General features: G+C 72.5%; 9 protein-coding genes. 3 read left to right on the plus strand and 6 right to left on the minus strand.

Annotated elements, in window-relative coordinates; translation table 11 throughout:
• Positions 1–83: 83 nt before the first annotated feature.
• The 4 genes from ACFYOJ_RS13095 to mmsA form a co-directional block, all read right to left on the minus strand.
• Positions 84–986: an ABC transporter permease gene (locus ACFYOJ_RS13095; protein WP_356554843.1), complete on the minus strand. Its 903-nt coding sequence runs from the start codon at positions 984–986 to the stop codon at positions 84–86.
• The gene (locus ACFYOJ_RS13100) at positions 983–3,637 is read right to left on the minus strand and encodes a CocE/NonD family hydrolase (protein WP_356554844.1); all 2,655 of its coding nucleotides are present in this window, start codon (positions 3,635–3,637) and stop codon (positions 983–985) included. The genes ACFYOJ_RS13095 and ACFYOJ_RS13100 overlap by 4 nt, the downstream gene beginning before the upstream one ends.
• A gap of 140 nt (positions 3,638–3,777) precedes the next feature.
• Positions 3,778–5,229, minus strand: a complete 1,452-nt coding sequence (locus ACFYOJ_RS13105) for an APC family permease (RefSeq protein ID WP_356554846.1) — start codon at positions 5,227–5,229, stop codon at positions 3,778–3,780.
• A 479-nt stretch (positions 5,230–5,708) separates the two neighbouring features.
• Entirely contained in the window at positions 5,709–7,211 is a 1,503-nt protein-coding gene (gene mmsA, locus ACFYOJ_RS13110; protein WP_356554847.1) for a CoA-acylating methylmalonate-semialdehyde dehydrogenase, read from the minus strand.
• 475 nt (positions 7,212–7,686) lie between these two features.
• On the opposite strand from mmsA, the gene ACFYOJ_RS13115 reads away from it, so the two are divergent.
• The 3 genes from ACFYOJ_RS13115 to ACFYOJ_RS13125 all read left to right on the plus strand — a co-directional run bounded on the left by ACFYOJ_RS13115 (position 7,687) and on the right by ACFYOJ_RS13125 (position 10,647).
• A complete protein-coding gene (locus tag ACFYOJ_RS13115) occupies positions 7,687–7,881 on the plus strand; it encodes a MerR family transcriptional regulator (protein ID WP_356554849.1) in 195 nt (64 codons plus the stop codon).
• Between the two features lie 153 nt (positions 7,882–8,034).
• Positions 8,035–8,274 carry a heavy-metal-associated domain-containing protein gene (locus tag ACFYOJ_RS13120; RefSeq protein WP_356554851.1) on the plus strand — a complete coding sequence of 80 codons (240 nt, stop codon included), beginning with the start codon at positions 8,035–8,037 and terminating at the stop codon, positions 8,272–8,274.
• 117 nt (positions 8,275–8,391) lie between these two features.
• Complete coding sequence (locus tag ACFYOJ_RS13125; RefSeq protein WP_356554853.1) at positions 8,392–10,647, plus strand: heavy metal translocating P-type ATPase; 2,256 nt, start codon at positions 8,392–8,394, stop codon at positions 10,645–10,647.
• Between the two features lie 636 nt (positions 10,648–11,283).
• Here ACFYOJ_RS13125 and ACFYOJ_RS13130 read toward each other — a convergent pair.
• The gene (locus tag ACFYOJ_RS13130; RefSeq protein ID WP_356554854.1) at positions 11,284–12,573 is read right to left on the minus strand and encodes a citrate synthase; all 1,290 of its coding nucleotides are present in this window, start codon (positions 12,571–12,573) and stop codon (positions 11,284–11,286) included.
• A gap of 242 nt (positions 12,574–12,815) precedes the next feature.
• Positions 12,816–15,077: an ATP-dependent RecD-like DNA helicase gene (locus tag ACFYOJ_RS13135; RefSeq protein WP_356554856.1), complete on the minus strand. Its 2,262-nt coding sequence runs from the start codon at positions 15,075–15,077 to the stop codon at positions 12,816–12,818.
• Positions 15,078–15,093 lie beyond the last annotated feature (16 nt).

Raw genomic sequence — 15,093 nt, forward strand, 5'->3', positions numbered from 1 at the left:
GACCGAGCACCGCGAAAGGGGTGGGACCGCCGATGTCCTCGGCGGTCCCGCCCCTTTCGCATGCCGCCCGGGACCCGGTGGGCTCAGGAGACGATGTCCTTGCGGGCGAACCCGCGGAAGGCCAGGGCGAACAGCACCAGCGCGTACGTCACGGAGACGGCGGCGCCCTGGATCATGCCGGACCACTCGGGGCGCGGCTGGAGGGCGTCCGCCCAGGCGAACTGCCAGTGCGCGGGCAGGAAGTCCCGCCAGTGGCCGAGGGCGGTCACGGCGTCCAGGACGTTGCCGACGATGGTGAGGCCGACCGCGCCGCCGACCGCGCCGAGCGGGGCGTCGGTCCTGGTCGACAGCCAGAAGGCGAGGCCCGCGGTGACCAGTTGGGACACGAAGACGTACGCCACGGCCACCAGGAGGCGCTGGGCCGCCGTCCCCGGGGCGAGCGAGCCGCCCGTCGGGACCGCCAGCGGGCCCCAGCCGTAGGCGACCGTGCCGACGGCGAGGGCGACCAGCGGCAGCAGGAGCATCGCGGCCAGGCTGAGCCCCAGTCCGACGGCGAGCTTGGACGCCAGCAGCCGGGCGCGCGGCACCGGCGCGGCGAGCAGGTAGCGCAGGGAGGACCAGCTCGCCTCGGAGGCCACGGTGTCCCCGCAGAACAGGGCGACGGGGACGACCAGCAGGAAGCCCGCCGAGACGAAGAGGCCGACCGCGGCGAAGTTGGCGCCGGAGGCGGTGGCGGTGTCCATCAGGGTGATGCGGTCGCCGGGGTCGTCCTGGTCGCCGCCGATCGCGAAGGCGACGACCAGGACGAACGGCAGCACGGCGAGGATCGCGCCCATGACCAGGGTGCGGCGCCGCTTCAGCTGGCGCGCGAGCTCCACCCGCAGCGGCAGGGTGCGGCCCGGCCGGTAGCCGTGCGCCGATGCGGACGGCCCGGCCGGGCCGGACGGCTCGGCGGGGTGCCGGGTCCGTTCGGTGAGCGCGCTCATGCGGAACCTCCGATCAGGGTGAGGAAGGCGTCCTCCAGGCGGCGGTGCGGGCCGACCGAGGCGACCGGCACCTCCAGCCGGACCAGTTCGGCGACGAGGCGGGGTGCCGTGCCGTCGGGGCCGAGCCGGATCAGCAGCCCGTCGTCGGTGTGCACGACCGAGGCCACGCCCGGCAGGGCGGCGACCTTCTCCACGACCGGTTCCTCCACGGGGAGGTCGGTGCCGACGAGGAGGGTGTCGCCGGAGCCGGTGATCTCGGCGACGGGGCCCGCCCGGACCAGGCATCCGCGGTCCATGACCACCAGGTGGGTGCAGGACTGCTCGACCTCGGCGAGCAGGTGGCTGGAGACGATGACGGTGCGTCCGGCGGCCGCGTACCGGATCATCACCTCGCGCATCTCGCGGATCTGGGGCGGGTCGAGGCCGTTGGTCGGCTCGTCCAGGATCAGCAGGTCGGGCAGGCCCAGCATGGCCTGGGCGAGGGCGAGGCGCTGGCGCATGCCCTGCGAGTAGGTGCGCACGGCGCGGGCCAGGGCGTCGCCGAGGCCGGCGATCTCCAGGGCCTCGTCGAGGTGGGCGTCCTCGGGCGGGCGGCCGGTGGCCCGCCAGTACAGCTCCAGGTTCTCCCGGCCGGACAGGTGCGGCAGGAAGCCCGCGCCCTCGACGAAGGCGCCGACCCGGGAGAGCACGGGCGCGCCGGGCCGGACGGCGTGCCCGAAGACGCGGATCTCGCCCTCGTCGGGCTTGATCAGGCCCATCAGCATGCGCAGGGTGGTCGTCTTGCCGGCGCCGTTGGGGCCGAGGAGACCGAGGACCTGGCCCTTGTCGACGCGGAAGGAAAGGTCGCGTACGGCGTACCGGTCGGGGGAGCCGGCGTAGCGCTTGGCGAGGCCGGTGATGCGCAGGGGGACCTCGGCGAGCGTGGGGTCGGGGGCGGGCGCGGCGGTGCGGCGGCGGCCGGTCAGCAGCAGGGCCAGGGCGATGAGGGCACCGGCGGGCGGCAGCCACCACACCCACGCGGGCAGCGGGGCGGCGGCCGTGGTGACGCCGGGGGCGGTGGGCACCTTCAGGCCGCCCTCGAGGGAGACCGTGTACGTCGCCGGGGCGGCCGGGGAGGCGTAGCCGAGGTCGGTGGAGGCGAGGACGAGGCGGAGCCGGTGGCCCTTCTCGACCTCGTGGTCGATCGCCGGGAGGGTGAGGGTGACGTCCTTGCCGGCCCTGGCGCCTTCGACGCGGACGGGGGTGACCAGCTGGGCGGGGAGCACGGGCGCGGTGCCGCCGGGGCCGACGTCGTACACCTTGGCGAACAGGACGGCGTCGTCGGCGGTGGAGCGGACGTGGACGGTGGCGGTCGGGGAGCCGGTGATCCGCAGGTCCTCGGTCAGCGGGGCCGACTGGAAGGCGGCGTGCTGGCCGGGGAAGTCCAGGGAGACGCCGACGCCGAGGGAGGACAACTGGGCGAGGCCGCCCGCGGCGCCGCCGATGCCGGGGAGGGCGGAGACGGCGGGCGGGCCGGCGCCGGCCGGGTTGGCGAAGCTCTGCTCGCGCCCGTTCAGCGGGACGGGTACGGGTGTGCCGTCCAGGCCCGGGTAGCGGTCGGCGCTCGCGCCCCGCAGTCGGGCCCGGCCGTCGGTCGAGTCCACTCCCCCGGTGCGGGTGACCCGGAAGGCGGGGCCGGTGCCGGCGGTCTCGTCGTCCTTCAGGTGGCGGTCGAACCAGGAGCGCACGCGGGTGGTGACGCGGTCGGTCTCCAGGTCGCCGCCGTCGTGCCCGCCGGCGATCCAGTCGACGGAGACCGGCGCGCCGTTCGCGCGGATCGCGCGGGCGGCGGCATCGGCCTGGCCGAGCGGGAAGAGCGAGTCGGCCTGGCCCTGCACGAGCAGCGTGGGCACCCGGATGCGGGCGCCGACGGCCTGCGGACTGCGTTCCGTCAGGAGCTTCGCGGCCTGCGCGTCGGGCACCCCGGACTCGGCGACCCGTTGGTACATGCGGCAGATGTCCGCCTCGAAACGGTCGCAGCCGCCCGCGGCGTTGACGAAGAGGCCGGCCCACAGCTTCTTGAGGACGCCGTTCGGGAAGAGGGCGTCCGTGAGGTTCCAGTAGGTGACGGCGGGGGCGATCGCGTCCACGCGCCGGTCGTGCCCGGCGGCCAGCAGTGCGACGGCGCCGCCGTAGGAGGCACCGGCCACGCCGACCCGCGGGTCCCCCTCGCCGTCCAGCCGGACCTGCGGCTGCCGGGCCAGCCAGTCGATGAGGCGGGAGACGTCGGCGACCTCGCCGTCGGGGGCGTTGAGCCCGATCCTCCCCGTGGAGCGGCCGAAGCCGCGGGCCGACCAGGTCAGCACCGCGTACCCGTCCCGGGCGAGGGACTCGGCCTGCTTCCGGGTGTCGGCCTTGCTGCCGCCGAAGCCGTGTCCGAGCAGGACGGCGGGGCGGCGGCCGCCGGGGCCCGCCGTGAAGTACGAGGTGTCCAGGCGCACTCCGTCGCCCACGGACATGATCCGGTCGGTGCGGTGCACCGGGGGCGGGTCGTCGGAGGCGACGGCCGTCCACGTCCCCGCACCGGCGAGCACGACGACGGCGGCCGCGGCGCAGAGCGTCCGCCCCGGCCGCCGCAACAGCCCCCGCACGCGGGGCAGTCGAAGATCCATGCGTCAACGGTACGGGCCGCCGCCGGCGCCGGACGCCCTCCAAGGACTGAACTTCCGCCCCTCCCACGGACGTAGGGAGCCCCGCCGCGTACCGCGGGCGCGGTACGGGCGGGGCGGGGTGAGGGGCCGCCGGGGCCGGTTCAGGGGCGGGCGGGCTCCCGGGTGTCCTCCGGGAGGGTCACCAGCCAGCGGGTGTCGCGGCGCGGGCGCAGGTACAGCAGCCAGTACAGGGTGGCGACGGCGGTGATGCCGCCGGCCCACAGCAGATAGACCGTCTCCTGCTGGGTCAGGATGTAGGCGAGGACCACGATCAGCAGGACGGGCACGGCCGGCCACAGCGGCATGCGCCAGGCCTGCGTGTTGCGGTGGTCGCCGCGCCGGCACAGCAGGGCGGCGATCGCGACCAGCAGGTACATGCCGGTGACGGAGACGCCGGTGACGCCGTACAGGGTGTCGAGGTTGACGAAGCAGAGGACGGCGCCGGGGACGCCGACGGCGAGGGTGGAGACCCAGGGGGAGCCGAAGCGGCCGAGCTTGGAGAAGAGGTCGTTCACCGGTCCGGGCCACGCCTTGTCGCGGGCAGAGGCGAACAGGACGCGCGAGTTCTGGATGACCATCACGATGCCGGCGTTGACGATGGCGAGGGCCACGCAGAGGCTGACGAAGGTGCCGACGGCGGAGTTGGACCAGGCGGTGACCATGGAGCCGATGTCGCCGCCGGTCAGCTCGGCGAGGTCCGAGGCGCCGAGCGTGATGGCGACGACCGGGACCAGGATGATCACCGTGGAGATGCCGAGGGTGGCGAGCACCGTGCGGGCGACGTTGCGGCGCGGGTTCTCCAGCTCCTCGGAGAGGTAGACGGCGGTGGAGAAGCCCTGGGTGATGAAGAGGGCGATGGCGAGTCCGGAGACGACCAGCATGGCCGTCACGGTGTCCGCGTGGCCGTCGGTGCCGGCGACCTCCATGGAGGCGAGGCTGCCGAGGCCGCGCTCGCCGTGGGCGAAGCCCAACACCGCGACGACGGCCGCGGCGATGACCTCGAGGACCAGGAAGACGCCGGTGATCCAGGCGTTGGCGCGCAGGTCGAGCAGGCCTGCCAGGGTGGCGAGCAGCATGACGGCGGCGCCGGTCATCGACGGGTCGAGGTGCACGATCGGTTCGAGGTAGTCGGCCGTGCCCATCGCAATGACCGGCGGGACGATCACGACGACCAGCAGGGAGAGCACGAAGACCAGCCAGCCCGCCAGCCGCCCGGCCATCGTCGACACCATCGCGTACTCGCCGCCCGCGCTGGGGACGAGGGTGCCCAGCTCCGAGTAGCAGAACGCCACGGCGATGCAGAGGAGGGAGCCGATGGCGATCGTCAGGGCGGTGGCGGTGCCGAGCGAGCCGAACAGGTCGGGCACGACCACGAACAGGGTGGAGGCGGGGGTCACGCACGAGAGCGTCAGGAGGGTGCCTCCGACGACTCCGATGGAACGCTTGAGCGTCCGGGACTCCGGGTGGCCCGGATGGTCCGGCCGGACCGGATGGTCCGGCTGGTCCGGGGGCGCTGCGGTGGCGGCCTGGGCGGGGCGGAGCGTGTCGGTCATGCAGCGGTTCCGATCGACTCGTGCTGTGTGGTTCGGGCGGGAGCGCTATCGCCTCCGGCGGCTTGGTCGTACGTGGTTCTCGTCCGCTCCCGGCGGAAGATAGAACCCCGACGAAAACCTGCACGTCAATGGCTGTTTACCTACGGAATCCGTTGATCTTGCGCGAGGAGACGACGGGAAAACGCAACACTGGCCGTGACGCAAGGGCTGTTGAGGTGTACGGGAACCGTAGCCGTGGCGAAAAAAACATTCGCGTGTCCGCTATCCGGACGGGAGTGGCGGGGGCCGGCACGGACGGGGACACAGGGGACACAGGAGAACGAAGGCGCAGGAAGGCGGACCATCGGGCCGCGTCCCCCGCGCGCGGGCATGCCGGTGCCCCGTCCCGCACGGGCGGGACGGGGCACGTCGTGCTCCCGGGCGTCAGCGGCTGCGCGGGAGGTTCCCGGCGTCAGCGGCTGCGCGGGAGGTTCCCGGTGTCAGTGGTTGCGCGGGAAGCCCAGGTCTACGCCGGCCGGGGCGTCGGCGGGGTCGGGCCAGCGGGTGGTGACGACCTTGCCGCGGGTGTAGAAGTGCGTGCCGTCGTTGCCGTAGACGTGGTGGTCGCCGAAGAGGGAGTCCTTCCAGCCGCCGAAGGAGTGGTAGCCGACGGGGACCGGGATCGGGACGTTCACGCCGACCATGCCGGCCTCGACCTCCAGCTGGAAGCGGCGGGCGGCGCCACCGTCCCGGGTGAAGATCGCGGTGCCGTTGCCGAAGGGGGAGGCGTTGATGAGGGCCAGGCCCTCCTCGTACGTCTCGGCGCGCAGCACGCACAGCACCGGGCCGAAGATCTCGTCCCGGTACGCCTTCGCCGTGGTCGGCACCCGGTCGAGCAGCGAGATGCCGATCCAGTGGCCGTTCTCGTGGCCGTCGACCGTGTACCCGGTGCCGTCGAGGACGACCTCGCAGCCCTCGGCCGCCGCGTTCTCGACGTAGGAGGCGACCTTGTCGCGGTGCTCCTTGGTGATCAGCGGGCCCATCTCGGACGCCGGGTCGGTGCCCGGGCCGATCTTGATCTTCTCGGCGCGCTCGCGGATCCTCTCCACCAGTTCGTCGCCGATCGCGCCGACGGCGACGACCGCGGAGATCGCCATGCAGCGCTCGCCGGCCGAGCCGTAGGCGGCGGAGACGGCCGCGTCCGCCGCCGCGTCCAGGTCGGCGTCGGGCAGGACCAGCATGTGGTTCTTGGCGCCGCCGAGGGCCTGCACGCGCTTGCCGTGGGCGGAGGCGGTGGTGTGGATGTACCGGGCGATCGGGGTGGAGCCGACGAAGGAGACCGCCTTGACGTCCGGGTGCTCCAGGAGGCGGTCCACGGCCGTCTTGTCGCCGTGGACGACGTTGAAGACGCCGTCGGGCAGACCGGCCTCGGAGAGCAGCTCGGCGAGCCTCACGGCGGCCGACGGGTCCTTCTCGCTCGGCTTGAGCACGAAGGTGTTGCCGCACGCGAGGGCGATCGGGAACATCCACAGCGGCACCATCGCCGGGAAGTTGAACGGCGTGATGCCCGCGACGACGCCGAGCGGCTGCCGGATCGAGGCCACGTCGACGCGGGTGGCGACCTGCGTCGACAGCTCGCCCTTGAGCTGCACGGTGATGCCGCAGGCCAGGTCGACGATCTCCAGGCCGCGGGCGACCTCGCCGAGCGCGTCGGAGTGCACCTTGCCGTGCTCGGCGGTGATCAGCGCGGCGATCTCGTCGCGGTGCGCGTCCAGCAGGGCGCGGAACCTGAACAGGACCGCGGTGCGCTGCGCCAGCGAGGACTGACCCCAGGTCAGGAACGCCTCCTTGGCGGCGGCGACCGCGGCGTCCACCTCTTCGACGGAGGCGAAGGCGACCTTGGCGGTGACCTCGCCGGTCGCCGGGTTCGTCACCGGCCCGTACGTGCCCGAGGCGCCTTCGGCGGTCCTGCCGCCGATCCAGTGGTTGACGATGTCCGTCATGACCGCGAACTCCTTCACAGATGGGTGCCGACGCGTCGTGGCGTGCCGTTCGTCCGGCTCACGGGCCGCGGCCGGCGACGGTCGGGTCGCGGTCACGGCCGTGGGTCCATCTCAGCAGCCGGGCGCCCGGCGCGCGCCCGACATTGTGTCTGCGGTTCGGGTGCCCGCGTAGACACGTGGGGGTGTGGCGGCTCCCCCGCCCGCCGGGGCCGGTCCGTCGTGGCCCGTTCCCTGGTCTGTCTCCACGTCACCCGTGTCGCCCGTGTCGCCCGTGTCGCATCCGTGTCACGGACACCGCGTTCTCGTCACGGGTGTCACAGGCGTGCAGGTCTTCGGTCACGCCCGGGTACGGGCCCCGGCCACACGCCGCCGGTCGTCGTTCACCCGGAACAGGCTTGGTGATCGTCAGCGCAGCGCCCGGCTCCCCCCGGCGGCCGTCCCCGGCCGCGGCCGTGGTGCGCGCGGGGAGGTGCGTGTGCCGACCGACCGAAGGCTCTGGTCGTACAAGGACATCGCGGCCCACATCAAGGTGCGGCCGGACACCGTGCGCTCGTACCGCAAGCACGGGCTGCTGCCGCCGCCCGACCACGTGGAGGGCGGGAAGCCCTACTGGTACGCGGACACGGTCCGCGCCTGGGTGGCGTCCCGGCCCCGCAACCGGGGCCGGTAGCGCGGCGACCGGGCGCGGACGGGAGGCTGCGCGGCGTTCATACCCCCTGGGGGTACAGTGGGACGTGGTGTGGTCCGACGGCGGGCCACGGTACCGACGGGTGTCCGCCCGCGCGCGGGTACCCGTTCCGCACGGCCCGAAGAGGAGTACGACATGAGCGCCCAGACCGAGACCCCGGGTTCCGTCACCACCGTCTACAAGGTGAGCGGCATGAGCTGCGGCCACTGCGAGGGTGCCGTCTCCGGTGAGATCTCCGAGATCCCCGGCGTCGGCTCGGTGCAGGCCGTCGCCGCCACCGGCGAGGTCACCGTCGTCTCCGACGCCCCGCTCGACGAAGCGGCCGTGCGCGCCGCCGTGGACGAGGCGGGCTTCGAGCTCGTCGGCAAGGCCTGACCCCTCGCCCCCAGCGGCCTCACGACAGCCCCACAGCCCCACAGCCCCGCCGACCGGGCCGCCCCACCGGCTCTCGGGCCGGTCGTGTCCGGCCCGGTCGGCCCCTGGAGCCCGGACATGACCAGCACCACCGCGGACACGCCCACGACCACCGAGCCGGACCTCGCCGAGGTCGAGCTGCTGATCGGCGGGATGACCTGCGCCTCCTGCGCGGCCCGCGTCGAGAAGAAGCTCAACCGCATGGACGGTGTGAGCGCCACGGTGAACTACGCGACGGAGAAGGCCCGGATCACCTACCCGGCCTCCCTCACGGTCGCCGACCTGATCGCCACCGTCGTGAAGACCGGGTACACCGCCGAGGAACCCGCGCCGCCGCCGACGGAGTCCGCCGGGGACACGGAGGGGCCCCGGGAGGCGGACGACCCCGAGCTGTCCGCTCTGCGGCGGCGTCTCGTCGTCTCGGCCCTCCTCGCCGCCCCCGTCGTGCTGCTCGCGATGGTCCCGGCGCTGCAGTTCGACAACTGGCAGTGGCTCTCGCTCACCCTGGCGGCGCCCGTCGTCGTCTGGGGCGGGCTGCCCTTCCACCGCGCCGCCTGGGCCAACGTCCGGCACGGCGCGGCCACCATGGACACCCTCGTCTCCCTCGGCACGCTCGCCGCGTTCGGCTGGTCGCTGTGGGCGCTGTTCTTCGGGGACGCGGGTATGCCGGGCATGCGGCACGGCTTCGACCTCACCGTCTCCCGCTCCGCCGGCGCCTCCGCGATCTATCTGGAGGCCGCCGCCGGGGTCACCGTCTTCCTCCTCCTCGGCCGCTGGCTGGAGGCCCGCTCCAAGCGCCGCGCCGGCGCCGCGCTGCGGGCGCTGATGGAGCTGGGCGCGAAGGACGTGGCCGTGCTGCGCGACGGCCGCGAGGTGCGCGTGCCGGTGTCCGAGCTGGCCGTCGGCGACCGGTTCGTCGTCCGGCCCGGCGAGAAGATCGCCACCGACGGCGTCGTGGCCGAGGGCGGCGGTGCCGTGGACACCTCCCTGCTGACCGGTGAGTCGGTGCCGGTGGACGTGACCGCCGGCTCCGCCGTCACCGGCGCCACGGTCAACGCCGGGGGCCGGCTGGTCGTCGAGGCCACCCGGGTCGGTGCCGACACGCAGCTGGCGCGGATGGCGAGGCTGGTGGAGGACGCGCAGAGCGGCAAGGCCGAGGTGCAGCGCCTCGCCGACCGGGTGTCGGGCGTCTTCGTGCCCGTCGTGCTGCTGATCGCGGCCGGCACCTTCGGCGGGTGGCTGGGCGCCACCGGGGACGCGGTCGCCGCGTTCACCGCGGCCGTCGCCGTCCTGATCATCGCCTGCCCGTGCGCGCTCGGCCTCGCCACGCCGACCGCGCTGCTGGTCGGCACGGGCCGCGGCGCCCAGCTCGGCATCCTGATCAAGGGCCCGGAGGTGCTGGAGTCCACGCGGCGCGTCGACACGGTCGTCCTCGACAAGACCGGCACCGTCACCACCGGCCGCATGACCCTCCACGAGGTGTACGCCGCCGAGGGCACCGACGAGAAGCAGGTGCTGCGGCTCGCGGGCGCCGTCGAGCACGCCTCCGAGCACCCCGTGGCCCGCGCGATCGCCGCCGGCGCTATGGAGCAGACCGGCGCGCTGCCGGACGTCACGGACTTCGAGAACGTCCCCGGGCGGGGCGTGCGCGGGCGCGTGGAGGGCCACGAGGTGACCGTGGGGCGCCTCCACGGCGATCTGCCGGCCGGGCTGGCCCGCGCCAAGGAGGAGGCCGAGAGGGAGGGCCGTACGGCCGTCGTGGCCGAGTGGGACGGGGTGGCGCGGGGTGTCCTCTCCGTCGCGGACACCGTGAAGGAGACCAGTGCCGAGGCGGTGGCCGAGCTGCGCCGGCTGGGGCTCACGCCCGTGCTGCTGACCGGCGACAACCGGCGGGTCGCCGAGTCGGTCGCCCGGGCGGTGGGCGTGGACGAGGTGATCGCGGAGGTCCTGCCCGAGGACAAGGCCGACGTGGTCCGGCGGCTGCGGGCCGAGGGCCGTACGGTCGCCATGGTCGGGGACGGTGTCAACGACGCCGCCGCGCTCGCCACCGCCGACCTGGGGCTCGCCATGGGCACGGGGACGGACGCGGCGATCGAGGCGGCCGACCTGACCCTCGTACGCGGTGACCTGCGGGTGGCGGCGGACGCGATCCGGCTGTCCCGGCGGACCCTCGCCGTGATCAAGGGCAATCTCGTGTGGGCCTTCGGCTACAACGTGGCCGCGCTGCCGCTGGCCGCCGCGGGACTGCTGAATCCGATGATCGCGGGCGCGGCGATGGCGTTCTCGTCGGTGTTCGTGGTCACCAACAGTCTCAGGCTGCGTACGTTTCGCTGAGTCCGCGGGGGAAGTGCGGCCGATTGTCCCGGAAAGTGCCCCTGGAGTCCGGCACGTGTCTCACATAAGCTCTTCACAAGACTCTTGCATCTCCCTTACGCGGGAGTCTCGTTCGCCGTAACGGGGCTCTTGCGTATTTTTCGGACATATGCAAGAGACGCAGATCACAGTGGAGCGAACGTAACCATCGAGGGGGCTCGAAGGTCTAAGTTGGCGATGTCAGGCAGCGTCTTGGGGGGCGCCACCTGGCATCTGGGGATGTCTTGGGGGACCTTCCCAGAGATGCGTTGCCGGGACACGTACACCGGGAAGCTTTGAGCGGCCCTCCCGGGCGTGCGCTGTCCCGGCAGACCGCAGCCCGCGACATGACCGCAGGTACGTTCGCGGCACGTCCGCAGCGATTCAGGCGCTGCCTCTCAGACGCCCGGCCGGATCCCGTGGGGGGAATCCGCACCGGGACACGGGAAGGCGCCCCGGTCGCCGGCCCGTGGGGGGACCGGCACCGGGGCGCCTTCTTTCTCATGCGGTGGTACAGCGCACCACAAGTGCGCCCCGGGGGAGCGTGGCCGGCCCCGCAGCCGCCCACGCCCCTCCAGTGACACCCCCTGAGGCGGACGGCGCCCCCAGCGGCAGGTGTCAGCGCTGCTCGACCGGGACGAAGTCGCGCTCGACGACGCCCGTGTAGATCTGGCGCGGGCGGCCGATGCGGGAACCCGGCTCCTTGATCATCTCGTGCCACTGGGCGATCCAGCCCGGCAGCCGGCCGAGGGCGAACAGGACCGTGAACATCTCGGTCGGGAAGCCCATGGCCCGGTAGATCAGGCCGGTGTAGAAGTCGACGTTCGGGTAGAGGCTGCGCGAGACGAAGTAGTCGTCGGAGAGCGCGTGCTCCTCCAGCTTCAGGGCGATGTCCAGCAGCTCGTCGGACTTGCCGAGGGCGGAGAGCACGTCGTGCGCGGCGGCCTTGATGATCTTGGCGCGCGGGTCGAAGTTCTTGTAGACCCGGTGGCCGAAGCCCATCAGGCGGACGCCGTCCTCCTTGTTCTTCACCTTGCGGATGAAGGAGTCGACGTCGCCGCCGGAGTCGCGGATGCCCTCCAGCATCTCCAGCACCGACTGGTTGGCGCCGCCGTGCAGCGGGCCCCACAGGGCGTTGATGCCGGCGGAGATCGAGGCGAACATGTTCGCCTGCGAGGAGCCGACCAGGCGGACCGTGGAGGTCGAGCAGTTCTGCTCGTGGTCCGCGTGCAGGATCAGCAGCTTGTCCAGGGCGGCGACGACCGTCGGGTCGAGCTCGTACTCCTGGGCCGGGACCGAGAACGTCATGCGCAGGAAGTTCTCGACGTAGCCGAGGTCGTTGCGCGGGTAGACGAACGGGTGGCCGATCGACTTCTTGTACGCGTACGCCGCGATCGTCGGGAGCTTGGCGAGCAGCCGGATGGTGGAGAGGTTGCGCTGACGCTCGTCGAACGGGTTGTGGCTGTCCTGGTAGAACGTGGACAGCGCGGAGACGACCGACGACAGCATGGCCATCGGGTGGGCGTCGCGCGGGAAGCCCTTGTAGAAGTTCTTGACGTCCTCGTGCAGCAGGGTGTGCTGCGTGATCTCGCCCTTGAACGCGGCCAGCTGGTCGACGGTCGGCAGCTCACCGTTGATCAGCAGGTAGGCGACCTCCAGGAAGGTGGAGCGCTCCGCGAGCTGTTCGATCGGGTAGCCGCGGTACCGGAGGATGCCCGCCTCGCCGTCCAGGTACGTAATGGCGGATTTGTAGGCGGCCGTGTTGCCGTAACCGCTGTCCAGTGTGACCAGACCGGTCTGGGCGCGGAGCTTCCCGATGTCGAAGCCCTTGTCGCCGACGGTGCTGTCGATCACCGGGTAGGTGTACTCGCCGTCGCCGTACCGCAGTACTACAGAGTTGTCGCTCACGTCTTCCCTCACCGACGTAGTGCCTCATCTTCGAGGTGCCCTGACTGTCTCTACCATCCCCCACTTGGCTCAGGAGAGTGCACTCGGGGTCGACCATCGGGCCTATCGGCGGCACTGAGTGCCGCCAACTTGCCCATCCTGCCCCCTCTCCTTCCCTTCCGGAAGGGTTCTGTGACCTTTGCGACTCATTTGATCGATCATTTTTTCCTGGCGGCGGCCGGGCCCGGCGTGGACCTTCCCGGTCAGGCGCCCGCGAGCCGGAAGTCGAGCGCCGTGCAGCGTCTTCCGGCGGAGACCGTGCGCACCGCCTGCCCGATCGCCCTGCGCGAGCCGACGAGGACGACCAGCTTCTTGGCCCGGGTGACCGCTGTGTAGAGCAGATTCCGCTGGAGCATCATCCAGGCGCCGGTGGTCACGGGGATGACCACCGCCGGGTACTCGCTGCCCTGGGAGCGGTGGATGGTCACGGCGTAGGCGTGGGCGAGTTCGTCCAGTTCGTCGAAGTCGTACGGGACCTCCTCGTCCTCGTCGGTCAGGACGGTGAGGCGCTGGTCGACCGGGTCGAGCGAGGTGACCACGCCGACGGTGCCGTTGAAGACGCCGTTCTCGCCCTTCTCGTAGTTGTTGCGGATCTGGGTGACCTTGTCGCCGACGCGGAAGACGCGTCCGCCGAACCGCTTCTCCGGCACGTCGGGGCGGCCCGGGGTGACGGCCTGCTGGAGCAGCCCGTTCAGCGTGCCGGCGCCGGCGGGGCCGCGGTGCATGGGGGCGAGGACCTGGACGTCACGGCGCGGGTCGAGCCCGAACCTGGCCGGGATGCGGCGGGCGGCGACGTCGACCGTGAGCCGTCCGGCCTCCTCGGTGTCGTCCTCGACGAAGAGGAAGAAGTCCTTCATGCCCTCGGTGACGGGGTGCTGTCCGGCGTTGATGCGGTGCGCGTTGGTCACCACGCCGGACTGCTGGGCCTGGCGGAAGACCCGGGTGAGGCGGACGGACGGGACGGGGCTGCCGTCGGCCAGCAGGTCCCGCAGCACCTCCCCCGCGCCGACGCTGGGCAACTGGTCGACGTCCCCGACGAAGAGGAGGTGGGCGCCCGGGGGGACGGCCTTGACCAGCTTGTTGGCGAGGAGCAGGTCGAGCATGGACGCCTCGTCGACCACGACCAGGTCGGCGTCGAGGGGCCGGTCCCGGTCGTAGGCGGCGTCACCGCCGGGCTTGAGCTCCAGCAGGCGGTGCACGGTGGACGCCTCGGCGCCGGTCAGCTCGGCGAGGCGCTTGGCGGCGCGGCCGGTCGGGGCGGCGAGGACGACCTTCGCCTTCTTGGCGCGGGCCAGCTCCACGATCGACCTCACCGTGAAGGACTTGCCGCAGCCGGGGCCGCCGGTGAGGACGGCGACCTTCTCGGTCAGCGCCAGCTTGACGGCGGCCTCCTGCTCGGGGGCGAGTTCGGCGCCGGTACGTCCCTTCAGCCAGCCGAGCGCCTTGTCCCAGGCCACATCCCGGAAGGCCGGCATCCGGTCCTCGCCGGCCGTCAGGAGGCGGCGGAGCTGCGCGGCCAGGGCCAGCTCGGCGCGGTGGAAGGGGACGAGATACACGGCGGTGACGGGGTCGCCGCCCTCCGGGTCGGGCACCTTCTCGCGTACGACGCCGGGGTCGTCGTCCGGGCTCTGAGGCTCGGCGGCCAGCTCGGCGAGGCACTCGATGACCAGGCCGGTGTCCACCTGGAGCAGCTTCACCGCGTCGGCGATCAGCTTCTCCTCGGGGAGATAGCAGTGCCCCTGGTCGGTGGCCTGCGACAGGGCGTACTGCAGCCCGGCCTTCACCCGGTCCGGGCTGTCGTGCGGGATGCCGACGGACTGGGCGATCCGGTCGGCGGTGAGGAAGCCGATGCCCCACACGTCGGCGGCGAGACGGTAGGGCTGGTTCTTCACGACGGAGATGGAGGCGTCGCCGTACTTCTTGTAGATGCGCACGGCGATGGAGGTGGACACCTCGACGGTCTGGAGGAAGAGCATGACCTCCTTGATCGCCTTCTGCTCCTCCCACGCCTCGGCGATCTTCTTGGTGCGCTTGGGCCCGAGGCCGGGAACCTCGATGAGCCGCTTGGGCTCCTCCTCGATGATCCTGAGGGTGTCGATGCCGAAGTGCTGCGTGATGCGGTCGGCGAAGACCGGTCCGATGCCCTTGACCAGTCCGGAGCCGAGGTAGCGCCGGATGCCCTGCACGGTGGCGGGCAGCACGGTCGTGTAGTTCTCGACGTGGAACTGCTTGCCGTACTGGGGGTGCGACCCCCAGCGGCCCTCCATCCGCAGCGACTCCCCCACCTGCGCGCCGAGCAGCGCGCCGACGACGGTCAGCAGGTCGCCGGCGCCCCGGCCGGTGTCGACGCGGGCGACCGTGTAGCCGTTCTCCTCGTTGGCGTACGTGATGCGCTCGAGGACGCCTTCGAGAACGGCGAGCCTCCGTTCACCGGGGGCGGCTGCGGCAGCGGACTGGTCGGGCATGGCTCCGACGGTACCG

Origin of the sequence: Streptomyces sp. NPDC006384, from assembly GCF_042870695.1 — a bacterium.
Classification (GTDB): Bacteria; Actinomycetota; Actinomycetes; order Streptomycetales; family Streptomycetaceae; genus Streptomyces.